The sequence below is a fragment of the Pseudomonas sp. GW821-FHT09C09 genome (assembly GCF_059418105.1).
The window spans coordinates 914,743-930,315 of record NZ_JBWKPF010000001.1; the positions used below are offsets into that span (position 1 = coordinate 914,743).

At 61.3% G+C, this 15,573-nt stretch carries 8 protein-coding genes and 1 other RNA gene; 2 read left to right on the top strand and 7 right to left on the bottom strand.

Annotated elements, in window-relative coordinates; translation table 11 throughout:
- Positions 1 to 9 precede the first annotated feature (9 nt).
- The 7 genes from AC07NR_RS04340 to AC07NR_RS04370 all read right to left on the bottom strand — a co-directional run bounded on the left by AC07NR_RS04340 (position 10) and on the right by AC07NR_RS04370 (position 11,360).
- The gene (locus AC07NR_RS04340; protein WP_495077886.1) at positions 10 to 1,965 is read right to left on the bottom strand and encodes a hypothetical protein; all 1,956 of its coding nucleotides are present in this window, start codon (positions 1,963 to 1,965) and stop codon (positions 10 to 12) included.
- Positions 1,966 to 2,197: 232 nt separating this feature from the next.
- Positions 2,198 to 2,294, bottom strand: an RNA gene (gene ffs / locus AC07NR_RS04345) — signal recognition particle sRNA small type.
- Between the two features lie 111 nt (positions 2,295 to 2,405).
- A complete protein-coding gene (locus tag AC07NR_RS04350) occupies positions 2,406 to 3,572 on the bottom strand; it encodes a zinc-binding metallopeptidase family protein (protein WP_495077887.1) in 1,167 nt (388 codons plus the stop codon).
- A gap of 68 nt (positions 3,573 to 3,640) precedes the next feature.
- Positions 3,641 to 5,998: an NAD-dependent DNA ligase LigA gene (ligA, locus tag AC07NR_RS04355; protein ID WP_495077888.1), complete on the bottom strand. Its 2,358-nt coding sequence runs from the start codon at positions 5,996 to 5,998 to the stop codon at positions 3,641 to 3,643.
- Positions 5,999 to 6,085: 87 nt separating this feature from the next.
- The gene (gene zipA, locus AC07NR_RS04360; RefSeq protein ID WP_495077889.1) at positions 6,086 to 6,952 is read right to left on the bottom strand and encodes a cell division protein ZipA; all 867 of its coding nucleotides are present in this window, start codon (positions 6,950 to 6,952) and stop codon (positions 6,086 to 6,088) included.
- A 257-nt stretch (positions 6,953 to 7,209) separates the two neighbouring features.
- On the bottom strand, positions 7,210 to 10,698 hold the full coding sequence (gene smc / locus AC07NR_RS04365; protein WP_495077890.1) for a chromosome segregation protein SMC: 3,489 nt from the start codon (positions 10,696 to 10,698) through the stop codon (positions 7,210 to 7,212).
- Positions 10,699 to 10,700: 2 nt separating this feature from the next.
- Positions 10,701 to 11,360 (bottom strand): GntR family transcriptional regulator, encoded by a 660-nt coding sequence (locus AC07NR_RS04370; RefSeq protein ID WP_096822502.1) that lies wholly within the window; start codon positions 11,358 to 11,360, stop codon positions 10,701 to 10,703.
- Between the two features lie 266 nt (positions 11,361 to 11,626).
- On the opposite strand from AC07NR_RS04370, the gene xdhA reads away from it, so the two are divergent.
- Both xdhA and xdhB read left to right on the top strand, forming a co-directional pair.
- Entirely contained in the window at positions 11,627 to 13,081 is a 1,455-nt protein-coding gene (gene xdhA, locus AC07NR_RS04375) for a xanthine dehydrogenase small subunit (protein WP_495077891.1), read from the top strand.
- Positions 13,074 to 15,473, top strand: a complete 2,400-nt coding sequence (gene xdhB, locus AC07NR_RS04380) for a xanthine dehydrogenase molybdopterin binding subunit (RefSeq protein ID WP_085711920.1) — start codon at positions 13,074 to 13,076, stop codon at positions 15,471 to 15,473. The genes xdhA and xdhB overlap by 8 nt, the downstream gene beginning before the upstream one ends.
- Positions 15,474 to 15,573: the final 100 nt, after the last annotated feature.

Genomic DNA, 15,573 nt, shown 5'->3' on the forward strand with positions numbered 1-15,573 from the left:
ATCGCTCGATCAATGCCCCGCCGTATCGCGGAATTTCTGGTACTCGTGATACTCGACCCAAGCAACCACATCGTACGGCACGTAAAGCTTCAGCCTGGCGCGGGAGATGGCGATGTACACGGCGCAGATCCTTTGATCGAACGCGTAGGCATCTTTGAATTTCTCGTTTGTCAGCAACCCCGGCGTCAGCAGAACCTTGTCAAACTCCATGCCCCCTGCCTCTTCCGCCAGCATCAGCATGCAGCCGTTGCCAGTGTTGTCGATCATTCGGTTCAGGCGTGTCAGGTCGGCGATCATGAAGCCGTTTTCCAGCTTGGCCCTGACCCGCAGAAACGATTCGTCGAACCGGTTGGCGTCGCACACCGCTTGCCAGTCAGGCAGGTCGCTGAAGTATGGATGCACGCCGTTTTCGCTGAATTCGGAGCGGTAGAAATCCGGTTTGAACAGTTCGATGGCGGTAGCCATGAAATGCTTCAGATCATCCTGGGTGCGCTTGTCCGGGAATCTGAATTTGCAGTTGGAATCGTGCAGGTCGATGGCCCAGATCATGGTGTCCCACGGCGATGCCGTCAGCACCACGCAACCCTCGGACGGCACAAAACCTTCCGGGTATTCCTTGATGACGACGTCGGCGTCACTGGCACCTTCGAACGGAATCTTGCCCTTCTGCGAGTGCCGGGCGATAAGCGGGTTGACCAGCCGTTCGACGTTGCGGCCCGAGCGCACGGAATAGCTGATATCGCTTTGGCGAACCTCACGGTGACGCTTGACCGGCACGCCGCTGGCCTGTTGATACTCGTCGCCGAGGGTGATCAGCACCTGGCGGCCGCGTTCGATGATCTGCAACAGCGAGCCGGGAATATCCTGGCTTTCGTCGATCAGCACGTGCGTGTAACGCGCCGGCACCACGCAACCGGCGATACAGGCGCGCTTGATCATCAACAGCGCTTCGAAGCCGGTCTGGCTGCCCCACGCCGGATTGAGTTCGAGGTAGCCCCACAGCCGGCTCGAATACTCCAGTAACACTTGCGCGTCCACGCTGGAGAGCGGCTGGTTGAAATGCGGCAGATGCTTCGCGGAAAAGGTGTGATCTCGGAAGCGGCAGTAGCGTTCGATCACCTTCAGGCAAAGTTCAAGGGTCGCCTGCCCGTCGTGGTGGCGAAAACCGTAGATGTTCAGTTCCTGCGCCAGCGCCTGCCGGGTCGGGATTCGCCCCCCCTCCGCCTGAGGCCTGCGACCGAGCATCAGCGACTGCGCAAACGCCAGGAAGGTCTTGCCGGCCTTCTTCTCGCTCGGCCCCACCATGCGCTGGCGAAGGACTTCCAGCTTGGCCGGGGTGCGCGCCAACAATAACGTCTTCTCCGGCCGCAAATGCTCCAGCAACGCCACCAGCAGATGGCTTTTGCCAATCCCTGCGTAGCCTTGAACGTGCAGGTCTTCGTCCAGATTGGCGCGGAAGGTCCTGACCAGTTTGTCCTGTGCCGGGCTCAACCAGCGCTCGCGCTGCCGGGGCGTCACGATCGGCTGACTGAACGGGTCATGGCTGCGATGGCGTCGAACCTTGTATTCGAAATCCCACTGACCATCGGGCAACAAATAGTCGCGTGCCGACACTTCTTCGGGCAGCAGAAAACGCAGGTTCAGCGGTTGGAGGACCTTCAGGCCGAAATACAGTTTGCGCGGGTCGAAAAGTCGCTGTGCTTCCGACAGCAGGCCCGCCGTTGCTGACTGCCGCTTTTCGGCAGCCCAGGACAAGAGCTTGGCCAGAATCTTTTCTGCCGCCACGGCGCCGAGATCCTGCTCTGTCGTCTGCACCAGATTCTGGATGACCAGCACTGCCGCCAACTCTGGGTCGGTCAGGGCTTCGAGGGCTTTGGTGCCACTCGCCTGCAACAGGTTCGCGCAGGTTTCATCCGTGACGGGCAAGAACACGGGGCTGGATAGATCGGAATGTTCCGGGAGCATAAAACCTCGCGGCCAGGGCCCAGACCTTACAAGGTCGATCCTGGCCAGACTCTTCATTTATTTCGGTTGTGGCGAGTATGCGGGATCGCAAGGGAAATGATTACCCCGCGTCGACGCCGTTGCTAGCAGAGGGTTTGGGGACGAACCGCCAAATCGCAGGCATAAAAAAACCGCAGTGGGCAAAACCCATGCAGTTCGGCGTTGATTCGTTCGATGTTCGTTAAGGTGGTAACCCTACCAGCCACACCCCGGCACACAATGTTCCCGCTGTGGCTGCTGCCTTCCGGCTCTGACCAGGTTCACGGGTAATCGTTGCGGGGGGACCGATAGGGTCACCATAACGACACTCACCTGTCGGCGAGCCGCGCCATTGTACCTATCTGAGACGAAGTTACAACCGCTGGTTGCAGATTAAAAATATGAAGGGCTTCAAGCACTTGCTATTGAGCCTGCAGCACCTCGTCCGCCCGGCCGCCCTCTTGCTGGATCACCAGATGAATGAAGTGCAGCTTGGCGATCGCCGCAGGCGGCAGCACGAACGGATAGAAGTCCGGCTGGCCCATGCTGCGTGACAGTTCGTTGAGCATGCCGGCCAGTTCGATCCACGCGTTGACGAAGGACAGGAACGCCGCGCCGCCGGGATGCTCGGGGTCGTACAGCGTGCTCGACGGAAACGGCTGATAGTCGAGATCCATCTCCCGGGCGCTCATGCCAAAACCCAGCGCTGTGTCCACCGCGTCCATCATGTGCAGGTAATGCGCCCAGGTTTCCGCCCAGTCTTCCCACGGATGCATGGTGGCGTAGGCGCTGACGTAATGCTGCGACCAGTCCGCTGGCGCGCCCTGTTGATAGTGCCGCTCCAGCGCCTCGGCATAACTGGCGCGTTCGTCGCCGAACAGGTTGCGGAACGAACCCAGCCAGGGGCCGTTGGCGATCAAGCGATCCCAGTAGTAATGCCCGACCTCATGGCGAAAATGCCCGAGCAGCGTGCGATAGGGTTCGTGCATCTGCGCCCGGACCTGTTCGCGGTGGGCGTCGTCGGCTTCTGCGATGTCGAGAGTGATCAAGCCATTGGCGTGGCCGGTCATGGGAGCATTGCCCTCCAGATCGACGCCGATGAAATCGAACGCCAGGCCGGTTTCTTCGTCGACGGTTTTCGGGATGACCGGCAAGCCGAGGCTGATCAGTTGCGCCACCAGTCGCCGCTTGGCGATTTCCACCTTGCGCCAGCGCTCGGGGTTTTCCGGGACGGACAGATCGGGAATGGTGCGATTCAGATCGCAAGCCGCGCACAGCGTGTCGTGATCGTTGGCGGGCAGCAGCCAGTTGCAGGCGGCCGGTGTGTTGAGGTTGGCGCAGCGCCGGAACAGTCCGGCTTCGGGATCGACGTCGAGCGTCCACGTGCCCTCTTGTGGCCCCGGTTGCAGCGAGGTCAGCCGACTGTGTTCCGGTTGATAACCCAGCGCTGCGTTGCAGGCCAGACACTGGCTGTTGCGAAAGAACAGCGACTGGCCGCAGCGGCACGGCCAGACTTTGCTGTTGCGCGAGGATTCGCCCATGAACGGCGCGACGATGCGGGAACTGAGCTGCTCGAAAAAGCGGTACATGGCGATCTCTCCCTGGGGCTTGCCAAGACTAGATCATTCCCGCGAGTCGATCGTTCCCGCGCGTTGCGTCAGGCGGAAATACCGTGCCCTTTCAGGAACGCGATAAACGCCTCTTCGTCCATGACCTTCACGCCCAGCTCGTTAGCCTTGGTCAGTTTCGACCCGGCGCCTGGCCCCGCGACCACGCAATGAGTCTTGGCCGACACGGAACCGGCGACTTTGGCGCCGAGGCTTTCCAGGTGCTCCTTGGCGACGTCGCGGCTCATCAGCTCGACCTTGCCGGTCAACACCCAGGTCTCCCCGGCCAGCGGCAGGCCTTCGACGACTTTCTTTTCGCTCTGCCAGTGCATGCCGAAATCACGCAGTTGTTTCTCGGCACTTTCCGCCAGTTTCCGATGCTCGGGCAGTTCGAAAAACTCACGCACCGAGTTCGCCTGTTTCTCCGGCAATGCCTGGCGCATGTCCAGCCAGTCAGCGTTCATCACCCCTTCCAGCGTTTCGAACTTGTCGGCGAGCTTCTGCGCCCCGCCCGGCCCCACCGAAGGAATGTGCAGCTTGTCGAGGAAACCGCCCAGCGTGGTGCTCGCGGCAAACTCGGCGCCCAGCTCGCCCTGATCCTGAATCAGCAAACCGTGACCCAGTAGCTCAGTGATCACTTGCTGGTTATGCGCATCTTCAAAGAAGCTGTGAATCTCGTGGGCCACTTCCAGGCCGATGTCCGGCAGGTACGTCAGCACTTGCGGCAAGGCCTGTTGAACGCGCTCCAGCGACCCCAGCGAGCGCGCCAGCACCTTGGCCGTCTCCTCGCCGACATCCGGGATACCCAGCGCATAGATGAAGCGCGCCAGACCCGGCTTCTTGCTGTCTTCGATGGCGGCCAGCAACTTGTTGCTCGACACTTCGGCAAAGCCTTCTAGGTCGACGATGTCGTCGAACTTCAGCGCATAAAGATCTGCCGGCGAACTGACCAGGCCTTCGTCCACCAACTGCTCGACGCTCTTGTCGCCGAGACCTTCGATGTCCATCGCACGGCGCGATACGAAGTGAATGATCGCCTGCTTCAGTTGCGCACCGCAGGCCAGACGACCGACGCAGCGATACACCGCGCCTTCGCTGATGGTTTCCTTGCCTTTGCTGCGTTTGACCAGTTGCGTGCGTTCGACGTGGGAGCCGCAGACCGGGCAGCTCTCGGGAATCTGCACCGGCCGCGCATCTTCCGGGCGGCGCTCGATGACCACTTGCACCACTTGCGGGATCACGTCACCGGCACGGCGAATGATCACCGTGTCGCCGATCATCAGGCCCAGTCGCGCGACTTCGTCCATGTTGTGCAGCGTGGCGTTGGCCACGGTGACGCCAGCAACCTTCACCGGTTTCAAGCGCGCCACCGGAGTGACGGCGCCGGTGCGGCCGACCTGGAATTCCACGTCGAGCAGTTCGGTGAGTTCTTCCATCGCCGGGAATTTGTGGGCAATGGCCCAGCGCGGTTCACGGGCGCGGAAGCCCAGTTCGCGCTGGTCGGCAATGCTGTTGACCTTGAACACCACGCCGTCGATTTCATAGGCCAGCGAGTTACGGCGCTCACCGATATCGCGGTAATAATCCAGGCATTCGCCGATGCCCTTGGCCAGTTTCAATTCGTGGCTGATCGGCATGCCCCAGGCTTGCAGTTGCTTGAGGTTGCCGATGTGAGTGTCGGAAATATCGTGAGAGACCTGGCCGATGCCGTAGCAGCAGAATTCCAGCGGGCGGTTGGCGGTGATCTTCGAATCCAGCTGACGCAGGCTGCCGGCGGCGGCGTTGCGCGGGTTGGCGAACGTCTTGCCACCGACTTCCAGTTGCGAGGCGTTGAGACGCTCGAAACCGGCCTTGGACATGAACACTTCACCGCGCACTTCCAGCGTCGCCGGCCAGCCTTCGCCGTGCAGCTTCAGCGGGATGTTGCGCACCGTGCGCACGTTGACGCTGATATCTTCGCCGGTGGTGCCATCGCCACGAGTGGCGCCGCGCACCAGCACGCCGTCCTGATACAGCAGGCTGACCGCCAGGCCATCGAGTTTCGGCTCGCAGCTGTATTCCACTGCCGCACCACCGCCGAACAGATCACCGGCCGGCAGGTCCAGACCTTCGGTCACCCGGCGGTCGAACTCGCGCATGTCGGTTTCTTCGAAGGCGTTGCCGAGGCTGAGCATCGGCACTTCGTGACGCACCTGGGTGAATGCGGTCAGCGCCACGCTGCCGACGCGCTGGGTCGGCGAGTCGCTGGTGATCAGTTCCGGGTTGGCCGCTTCCAGCGCCTTGAGCTCGTGGAACAACCGGTCGTACTCGGCATCCGGAATGCTCGGTTCGTCGAGGACGTGATAACGGTAGTTGTGCTGATCGAGTTCAGCGCGCAGCTCTAGAATGCGGTCTTTGGCGGCAGTCATGGGTGTTCTCTCATAAAGCAAAAGAGCAGCCGAGGCTGCTCAATCTATTTTGCCGATTGCCCCTTTATTGCGAGGCAACCTTTTCAATCAACGCTTCTGGGTCAGGGCGCGGCGTTCGAATTCGACGATGCGCTGACGGTAGTGCTCGATAGTTTGCGCGGTCAGGACGCTGCGCTGGTCATCTTTCAACTCGCCGTTCAGTTCCTGGGACAGCTTGCGGGCTGCTGCGACCATCACGTCGAAGGCCTGCTTCGGATGACGCGGGCCTGGCAGGCCAAGGAAGAAGCTCACCGCCGGGGTGCTGAAATGGTCGATGTCGTCCAGATCGAAAATACCCGGTTTGACCGCGTTGGCCATGGAGAACAGCACTTCGCCGTTGCCGGCCATGCTTTCGTGACGGTGAAAAATGTCCATCTCGCCGAAACGCAGACCGCTTTCCAGAATGTTCTGCAACAATGCCGGGCCCTTGAAGCCGGCCGGGTCGCGGCAGATCACGCTGATCACCAGTACTTCTTCGGCTTGCAGCTGATCCTTGTCGGCAACGGCCGGCGACGACTTGGCGACCGGCTCGATGAAGTCATCGTCACGACTGCTGAAGCTCGGGCCGCCGTCCAGGTCCAGATCGAGGTTCAGGTCGCCCTGGGCCGGACCGTTGTTGCCACGCTTGCCGCGCTTGGAACCGGATTCGCGAGGCTCGCGTGGTTCGCGGGCCGGCATGCTCACCGATGGCAGGTCGTGTTCGTCCAGTTGCGGCTCTTTATGGGTATCCAGCACGCGGGCCGGGCCCAACAGCTCGGCGCTGGTGTCCTCGTCCGGCAGGTTGGACAGACTTCGGTCAAGACGGAATTTCAGTTTTCCCTTGCCGCCGCGCATACGGCGCCAGCCATCGAAAAGAATACCGGCTATCACAATGATGCCGATGACGATCAGCCACTCGCGCAGACCGATTTCCATGTAATCCCGTGCCTCTATAAAAAATGCTGAAAAATAAGGGGTTTACACTGTGCAAACCGCTTTAAAACGTGGCGCCAACTCTATGTTCTGACAGGCGTTTTGCCCACGTATACGAAAAATTGACATTAAACTAGCACGACCAAAGACAACTTTACACCGTCTGTCTCATTGGCTTGCGCGATTATGTCGATTGGCCAGCAAGTCGAAGCGGGTAAATATGTCCTACAGACTGCAAATACCTTTCCGACAGCGCCGGCTCAGGCATCCACCATCGCCATCGCCTCCTCGACATCCACGGCTACCAGTCGCGAACATCCCGGCTCGTGCATCGTCACGCCCATCAACTGCTCGGCCATTTCCATGGCGATCTTGTTGTGGGTGATATAGATGAACTGCACGGTCTGCGACATCTCTTTGACCAAGCGTGCGTAGCGTCCAACGTTAGCGTCATCCAGTGGCGCGTCAACCTCATCGAGCATGCAGAACGGCGCCGGATTCAACTTGAAGATCGCAAAAACCAGTGCCAGTGCGGTGAGGGCTTTTTCGCCGCCGGACAGCAAATGGATGGTGCTGTTCTTCTTTCCGGGCGGCTGCGCCATGATCGTCACCCCTGTATCGAGTAGATCTTCGCCCGTCAGTTCCAAATACGCGCGTCCTCCACCGAAAACTTTCGGGAAAAGCGCCTGTAAACCGCCATTGATCTGATCAAAGGTATCTTTGAAACGGTTACGGGTTTCCTTGTCGATCTTGCGGATGACGTTTTCCAGCGTCTCCAGTGCTTCGACCAGATCGGCGTCCTGGGCATCCAGATAACGTTTACGCTCGGATTGTTGCGTGTATTCGTCGATCGCCGCGAGGTTGATCGCGCCCAGGCGCTGAATGCGTGCGGCGATGCGTTCCAGTTCTTCTTCGGCCTCCTTCTCACTGGCCTCGGCGCTCAAGGTATCGAGCACGCCGTGCAAATCGTAGCCGTCTTCCAGCAGTTGATCCTGCAGGGCCTTGCGGCGCACGGTCAGGGCTTGCCATTCCATGCGTTGCTGTTCGAGCTGGCCACGGATCAATTGCGATTGCTGTTCGGCCTGGGTCCGGCGCTTTTCCGCGTCGCGCAGTTCGCGGTCGGCGTCTTCCAGGGCGATCTGTGCGGTCTTGAGTTCATCGTCGACGCTCATGCGCTTGTCGAGCAACTCTTCGAGTTTGAGGCGCAGCTCCTCCAGCGGCGCCTCGCCCTCCTCCAGATTCAGGCTGAGCTGTTCACGCTTTTCGGTGAGGCGCTCGGCCTGCATTTCCAGACGCTCAAGGGCCTGGCGGGTCGAATCATGCTGCGCCCGCAGCGAGCCAAGACGCACGGCCAATTGATGGGCGTGATCCTTGTGCTGACGAGCCTCCTGACGCACACGGTCGAGGCGTTCGCGCAGACTGTCACGCTGGGCCAGCAACAATTCGCGCTGTTCTGTGTCGAGAGCCATGGCATCGAGGGCGTCCTGTAACTGGATCCGCGCTTCGCCGATGTTTTCGTGTTCCAGCTCGCGTTGCTCGGCGAGCTCGACCAGCTCCTCGTCGAGACGGGTACGACGCAGGGTCAACTGCTCGGCCTTGGCTTTGCCGGCGGACAGTTGAGCTTTCAATTCACCTTGCTGACGAGCTTCGTCCTGCAGCAAACGACGCAGATGTTCGCGACCGTTTTCCTGCTGACGCTGTTGCGCGCGCAGGGTCTGCAAACGGGTTTCCATGGCTTCGACCGTGGCTTCGCGTTCTTCACGTTCCGCATGCAGAGATTCGATTTCCTGGCCGCGCGCAAGCATGCCGCTTTCGGCTTCGCTGGCGCGGCGCACCCGCAGGAAGTGCCGACCGACCCAGTAGCCGTCGCGACTGATCAGGCTCTCGCCGGCAGCCAGTTGGCCGCGCAAAGCCAGTGCCTGCTCAAGGCTGTCGACCGGTTTGACCTGACCCAGCCATGGCGACAGATCAACCTGCGCCTCGACCTTGTCCAGCAGGCTGCCGGCCACGCGCACGCCTTCATTGCCGGGGCTGAGCAAACGCAGATCGCCCTGGGCAAAACCGGACAGATCGAAACCGTCGAAATCATCCACCAACACCGCTTGCAGGTCGGCACCGAGCACGGTTTCCACCGCCAGCTCCCAACCCGCCTCGACCTTCAGGCCTTCAGCCAGACGCGGGCGCTCGGTGAGGTTGTGTTCCTTCAGCCATTCGGCGGTGCCGGTGCCCGGATCGAGCGCGGCTTGCTGCAAGGCTTCAAGCGATGCGAGGCGACCATTGAGGCGCTGCAAATCGCCCTGCGCCTGTTGCTGTGCAGTCAGTGCCTGCTGCAATTCCTGACGCAGTTGCTCGAGTTTTTCGACCTGGGCTTCTTCGCTGGTCTGCAGATCTTCAAGGGTGGCTTCGGACTCGGCGAGCTGTTCGCTGAGTTCCATGATCGCCGCGTCTTCCGGATCAGCCGAGAGCAGCGCCCGCTCTTCGCCCAGACGCTTTTGCCGATCCGCCAGACGCTCCATGCTGGTTTCCAGCTGCTGGATCCGCGACTGCTGCACTTCGGCCTGACGGCGCGGTTCGGCGGCGGTCAGGTTGAAGGCGTCCCACTGCTCCTGCCAACCGTGCATGACGGTTTCGGAATCTTCCAGCGCTGCGGCGGCTTCTTCGGCGGCGGCGTTGGTGATTTCCTGCTCGGGGGTCAGTTGATCGAGTTCTTCGCCGAGGGTCAGCAGCAAGGTGCGGTCGTGGCCCAGGTGCGATTCGGTTTCGAGGCGCGCGCGCTCGGCTTCCTTCAGGTCGTCCTGCAACTGGCGCAAGCGTTGCTGGCCGTGCTGGATGCTCTGCTCGACCCGGGCGATGTCGCCGCCGACCGAATAGAAGCGCCCCTGCACCAGATTGAAGCGCTCGGACAGGTCATGGTGACCGTCGCGCAGGCGCTCAATGGCGGCGTCGGCGTTGCGCTGCTCGGCGACCAGCGCTTCGAAGCTGATTTCCTGGTTGCCGATAATCGATTCGCGCTGACCGACCTGATCGTTCAGATCCTGCCAGCGCAGGGCCGACAGTTGCGCCTTGAGCTGGCGCTCCTCGGCCTTGAATTCCTGATATTTCCTCGCGGCTTCGGCCTGACGGTGCAAGCGTTCGAGCTGGCGCTCAAGCTCTTCACGCAGGTCGGTCAGACGGGCAAGGTTTTCGTGGGTGCGGCGAATGCGATTTTCGGTCTCGCGCCGGCGCTCCTTGTACTTGGAGATACCGGCGGCTTCTTCGATGAAGTTACGCAGATCTTCCGGTTTGGACTCGATCAGCTTGGAGATCATCCCCTGCTCGATGATCGAGTAGCTGCGCGGGCCGAGGCCGGTGCCGAGGAAGATGTCGGTGATGTCGCGACGACGGCATTTGGCGCCGTTGAGGTAATAAGTGGTCTGGCTGTCGCGGGTCACTTTGCGGCGGATCGAAATTTCCGCGTACGCCGCCCACTCGCCCAGCAGTGTGCCGTCGGAGTTGTCGAACACCAGTTCGATGCTGGCCTGGCTCACCGGTTTGCGGCTGGTCGAGCCGTTGAAGATGACGTCGGTCATCGACTCGCCGCGCAGGTTCTTGGCCGAGCTTTCGCCCATTACCCAGCGCACGGCGTCGATGATGTTCGACTTGCCGCAACCGTTCGGCCCGACGACTGCCGCCATGTTGCTGGGGAAGTTCACCGTGGTCGGGTCGACGAAGGATTTGAACCCCGCCAGTTTGATGCACTTGAGGCGCAAGGTCAGGCAACCGTCAGGGCGGACACCACCAGATCGCAGCTGCGCTGGGCGTAAGCCGTCAGCACGATGCGGATCTGCGGCAGGTCACGGGCGAGGACGGCGGCCAGCAAGCGCTCGAACAGTTCGAGGAACTCGCTCATCTCGGCCTTGCGCTGTTCCAGCGCGAGGAAGTACGCACGGCTCATGGCCGGTTGCAGGTTTTCGACGGTTTCCTGCAGGTACGGGTTGTTGGCGAACGGGTACGCGGCGCGCATCACGTTGAAGCTGTCGTCGACGAAGGTGCGGATGTCCTGACGCTCGTAGCTGGCGCTCAGGCGCTGCTGGATCTGCACGAACGGCGCCATGTCGGCCTGGACTTGCCAGCCGTTGGCCACTGCGTTGCCGAGCAGGATGTACAGCTCGCTCATCAACGTGCACAGGCTCTGCACCTTGTGCGCCGTCAGCTCGGTGACGTGGGCGCCGCGGCGCGGCAGGATCGCGATCAGATGACGGCGCTCGAGGATCAGCAAGGCTTCGCGGACCGAGCCGCGGCTGACGTTCAGCGCCAGCGTGACCTTCTGTTCCTGGATACGCTCTCCCGGCTTCATTTCGCCACGAATGATCCGTTCGGCGAGGTGGTGAGCGATTTGCTCGGCGAGGCTGTCCGGCGCCTTGAACGTCATGGTTGTCCTTCAAACTCTTCGATCTGCACAAGCGGCGCAGTGTAGCGCAATGCGCGTTCATGGCGGAGTGCCCGCACAGCGGTTTTTGGCACGAATCCCGCAAAAAAGCAGTTGATCCAATGAGGGTCAATACTGAAGAGACACGTTGCAAAGCGACAAAACGGTTTTTCCTGACCTTTAAGTCAGAAAACCATTGACCGAAAAGTCAGACCTGCTAAATTCGGCTCAAGTCGCTTAACAACAATAATGAGTCTGCGAGGCCTTCCGTGATCCAGTTTTTACTCAACCAGGAACTCCGTAGCGAGCACGCCCTGGACCCGAACCTGACTGTGCTCAACTACCTGCGTGAACACGTGGGCAAATCCGGCACCAAAGAAGGCTGCGCCAGCGGTGACTGCGGCGCGTGCACGGTGGTGGTCGGCGAGTTGCAGACGGATGACGACGGCCGCGAGCACATTCGCTATCGCAGCCTCAACTCGTGCCTGACGTTCGTTTCGTCGCTGCACGGCAAACAACTCATCAGCGTCGAGGACCTCAAGCACCAGGGCGAATTGCACAGCGTGCAGAAAGCCATGGTCGAGTGCCACGGTTCGCAGTGTGGCTTCTGCACCCCCGGTTTTGTGATGTCGCTGTTCGCGCTGCAAAAGAACAGCGATGCACCGGACCATGCCAAGGCCCACGAAGCGCTGGCCGGCAACCTCTGCCGCTGCACCGGCTACCGGCCGATCCTGGCCGCCGCCGAGCAATCCTGCTGCGGCAAGCAACCGGACCAGTTCGACGCCCGTGAAGCGGAAACCATCGCCTGCCTCAAAGCCATTGCCCCGACATCGATCGGCGAACTCAACAGCGGCGACAAACGCTGCCTGGTGCCGCTGACCGTGGCCGACCTCGCTGACCTCTACGACGCGTATCCACAGGCCCGCCTGCTGGCGGGCGGCACCGATCTGGCGCTGGAAGTCACGCAGTTCCACCGCACCCTGCCGGTAATGATCTACGTCGGCAATGTCGCTGAAATGAAGCGCATCGAGCACTTCGATGACCGCATCGAAATCGGCGCCGCTACCGCCCTCTCCGACTGCTACGAAGCGTTGAACGCCGAGTACCCGGACTTCGGCGAGCTGCTGCACCGCTTCGCCTCGCTGCAGATCCGCAACCAGGGCACCCTCGGCGGCAACATCGGCAACGCCTCGCCGATCGGTGACTCGCCACCGCTGCTAATCGCCCTCGGCGCGCAGATCGTGCTGTGCAAGGGCGAGACCCGCCGTACGCTGAACCTGGAAGATTACTTCATCGATTACCGGGTCACCGCGCGCCAGGAAAGCGAGTTCATCGAGAAAATCATCGTCCCTCGCGCCACCGCCGAGCAGCGCTTCCGCGCCTACAAAGTCTCCAAGCGTCTGGACGATGACATCTCTGCCGTCTGCGCCGCATTCAATTTGCGCGTCGAAAACGGTGTGATCACCGACGCCCGCGTCGCCTTCGGCGGCATGGCCGCGATCCCGAAACGCGCCGCCCATTGCGAAGCCGTGCTGCTCGGCCAGCCGTTCAACAATGCTGTGGTCGAACGTGCCTGCACCGCGCTGGGCGAGGATTTCACCCCGCTCTCGGACTTCCGCGCCAGCAAGGAATATCGCCTGCTCAGCGCGCAGAACCTGCTGCGCAAATACTTCATCGAACTGCAAACACCGCACATCGAGACTCGGGTGACCGCTTATGTCTAACCATCACGGCGTAGAGAAAACACAAGCTGAACTGGCTGAACTGTTCGCCAGGGACCTGACCACCGGTGTCGGCCGCAGCGTCAAGCACGACAGCGCCGCCAAACATGTGTCCGGTGAAGCGCAGTACATCGATGACCGCCTGGAATTTCCCAACCAGTTGCACGTTTACGCACGGCTGTCGGATCGCGCCCACGCAAAAATCATCAGCATCGACACCAAGCCCTGCTACGCCTTCGAAGGCGTGCGCATCGCCATCACCCACGAAGACGTGCCGGGCCTGAAAGACATCGGCCCGCTGCTGCCGGGCGATCCGCTGCTGGCCATCGATGACGTGCAGTTCGTCGGTCAACCGGTGCTGGCCGTGGCCGCGAAAGATCTGGAAACCGCACGCAAGGCCGCCATGGCCGCGATCATCGAATACGAAGATCTGGAGCCGGTGCTGGACGTGGTCGAAGCCCTGCGCAAACGCCACTTCGTGCTCGACAGCCACACCCACCAGCGCGGCGATTCGGCCAATGCCCTGGCCACCGCTGAACATCGCATTCAAGGCACGCTACACATCGGTGGTCAGGAACACTTTTATCTGGAGACGCAGATCTCTTCGGTGATGCCGACCGAAGACGGCGGCATGATCGTCTACTGCTCGACACAGAACCCCACCGAAGTGCAGAAACTGGTGGCCGAAGTCCTCGACGTTTCGATGAACAAAATCGTCGTCGACATGCGCCGCATGGGCGGTGGTTTCGGTGGCAAGGAAACCCAGGCCGCCAGCCCGGCGTGCCTGTGCGCCGTGGTCGCACACCTCACCGGCCAGCCGACCAAGATGCGCCTGCCACGGGTCGAAGACATGCTGATGACCGGCAAGCGTCACCCGTTCTACGTCGAATACGACGTCGGCTTCGACAGCACCGGGCGCCTGCACGGCATCGCCATGGACCTGGCCGGTAACTGCGGCTGCTCGCCTGACCTGTCGGCCTCGATCGTTGACCGGGCGATGTTCCACTCGGACAACTCGTACTACCTCGGTGATGCGACCATCAACGGTCACCGCTGCAAGACCAACACCGCGTCGAACACCGCGTACCGTGGTTTCGGCGGCCCGCAAGGGATGGTCGCAATCGAAGAAGTGATGGATGCCATTGCCCGTCACCTGAACCTCGATCCGCTGGCCGTGCGCAAGGCCAACTACTACGGCAAGACCGAGCGCAACGTCACTCACTACTACCAGACCGTCGAGCACAACATGCTCGAAGAGATGACCGCCGAACTGGAAGAAAGCAGCCAGTACGCCGAGCGCCGCGAAGCGATCCGTCGCTACAACGCCAACAGCCCGATCCTGAAAAAAGGCCTGGCCCTGACCCCGGTGAAATTCGGCATTTCCTTCACCGCCAGTTTCCTTAACCAGGCCGGTGCGCTGGTGCACGTCTACACCGACGGCAGCATCCACTTGAACCACGGTGGTACGGAAATGGGCCAGGGCCTGAACACCAAAGTCGCGCAGGTCGTGGCCGAAGTGTTCCAGGTGGAAATGGACCGGGTGCAGATCACCGCGACCAACACCGACAAGGTGCCGAACACCTCGCCGACGGCGGCGTCCAGCGGTGCCGACCTCAACGGTAAAGCCGCGCAGAATGCCGCCGAAATCATCAAGCAGCGCCTCGTCGAATTCGCCGCGCGGCACTACAAGGTCAGCGAAGAAGACGTGGAATTCCACAACGGCCACGTCCGTGTGCGCGACCACATCATGACCTTCGAAGCGCTGATCCAGCTGGCGTATTTCAATCAGGTGTCGCTGTCGAGCACCGGGTTCTACAAGACCCCGAAAATCTACTACGACCGCAGCCAGGCCCGTGGTCGGCCGTTCTACTACTTCGCCTTCGGCGCGGCGTGCTGCGAAGTGATCGTCGACACTCTGACCGGCGAGTACAAGATGCTGCGTACCGACATCCTGCACGACGTCGGCGCCTCGCTGAACCCGGCCATCGATATCGGCCAGGTCGAGGGCGGCTTCGTCCAGGGCATGGGCTGGCTGACCATGGAAGAGCTGGTCTGGAACAACAAGGGCAAGCTGATGACCAACGGCCCGGCCAGCTACAAGATCCCGGCCGTGGCGGACATGCCGCTGGACCTGCGGGTGAAGCTGGTGGAAAACCGCAAGAACCCGGAAGACACCGTGTTCCACTCCAAGGCTGTGGGTGAGCCGCCGTTCATGCTCGGCATCGCCGCGTGGTGTGCGATCAAGGATGCAGTGGCCAGCCTCGGCGACTACAGGCATCAGCCGAAGATCGACGCGCCGGCGACCCCGGAGCGGGTGTTGTGGGGTTGCGAGCAGATGCGTCAGCTCAAAGCGGTGAAGGCCGTCGAAGCTGAAACCGAGTTGGCTCCGCTCTAGGACCGAGGCGCGGCCTTCGCGAGCAGGCTCGCTCCCACATTTGGAATGCATTTCCCTGTGGGAGCGAGCCTGCTCGCGAAGAGGCCCGAACAGACAACGA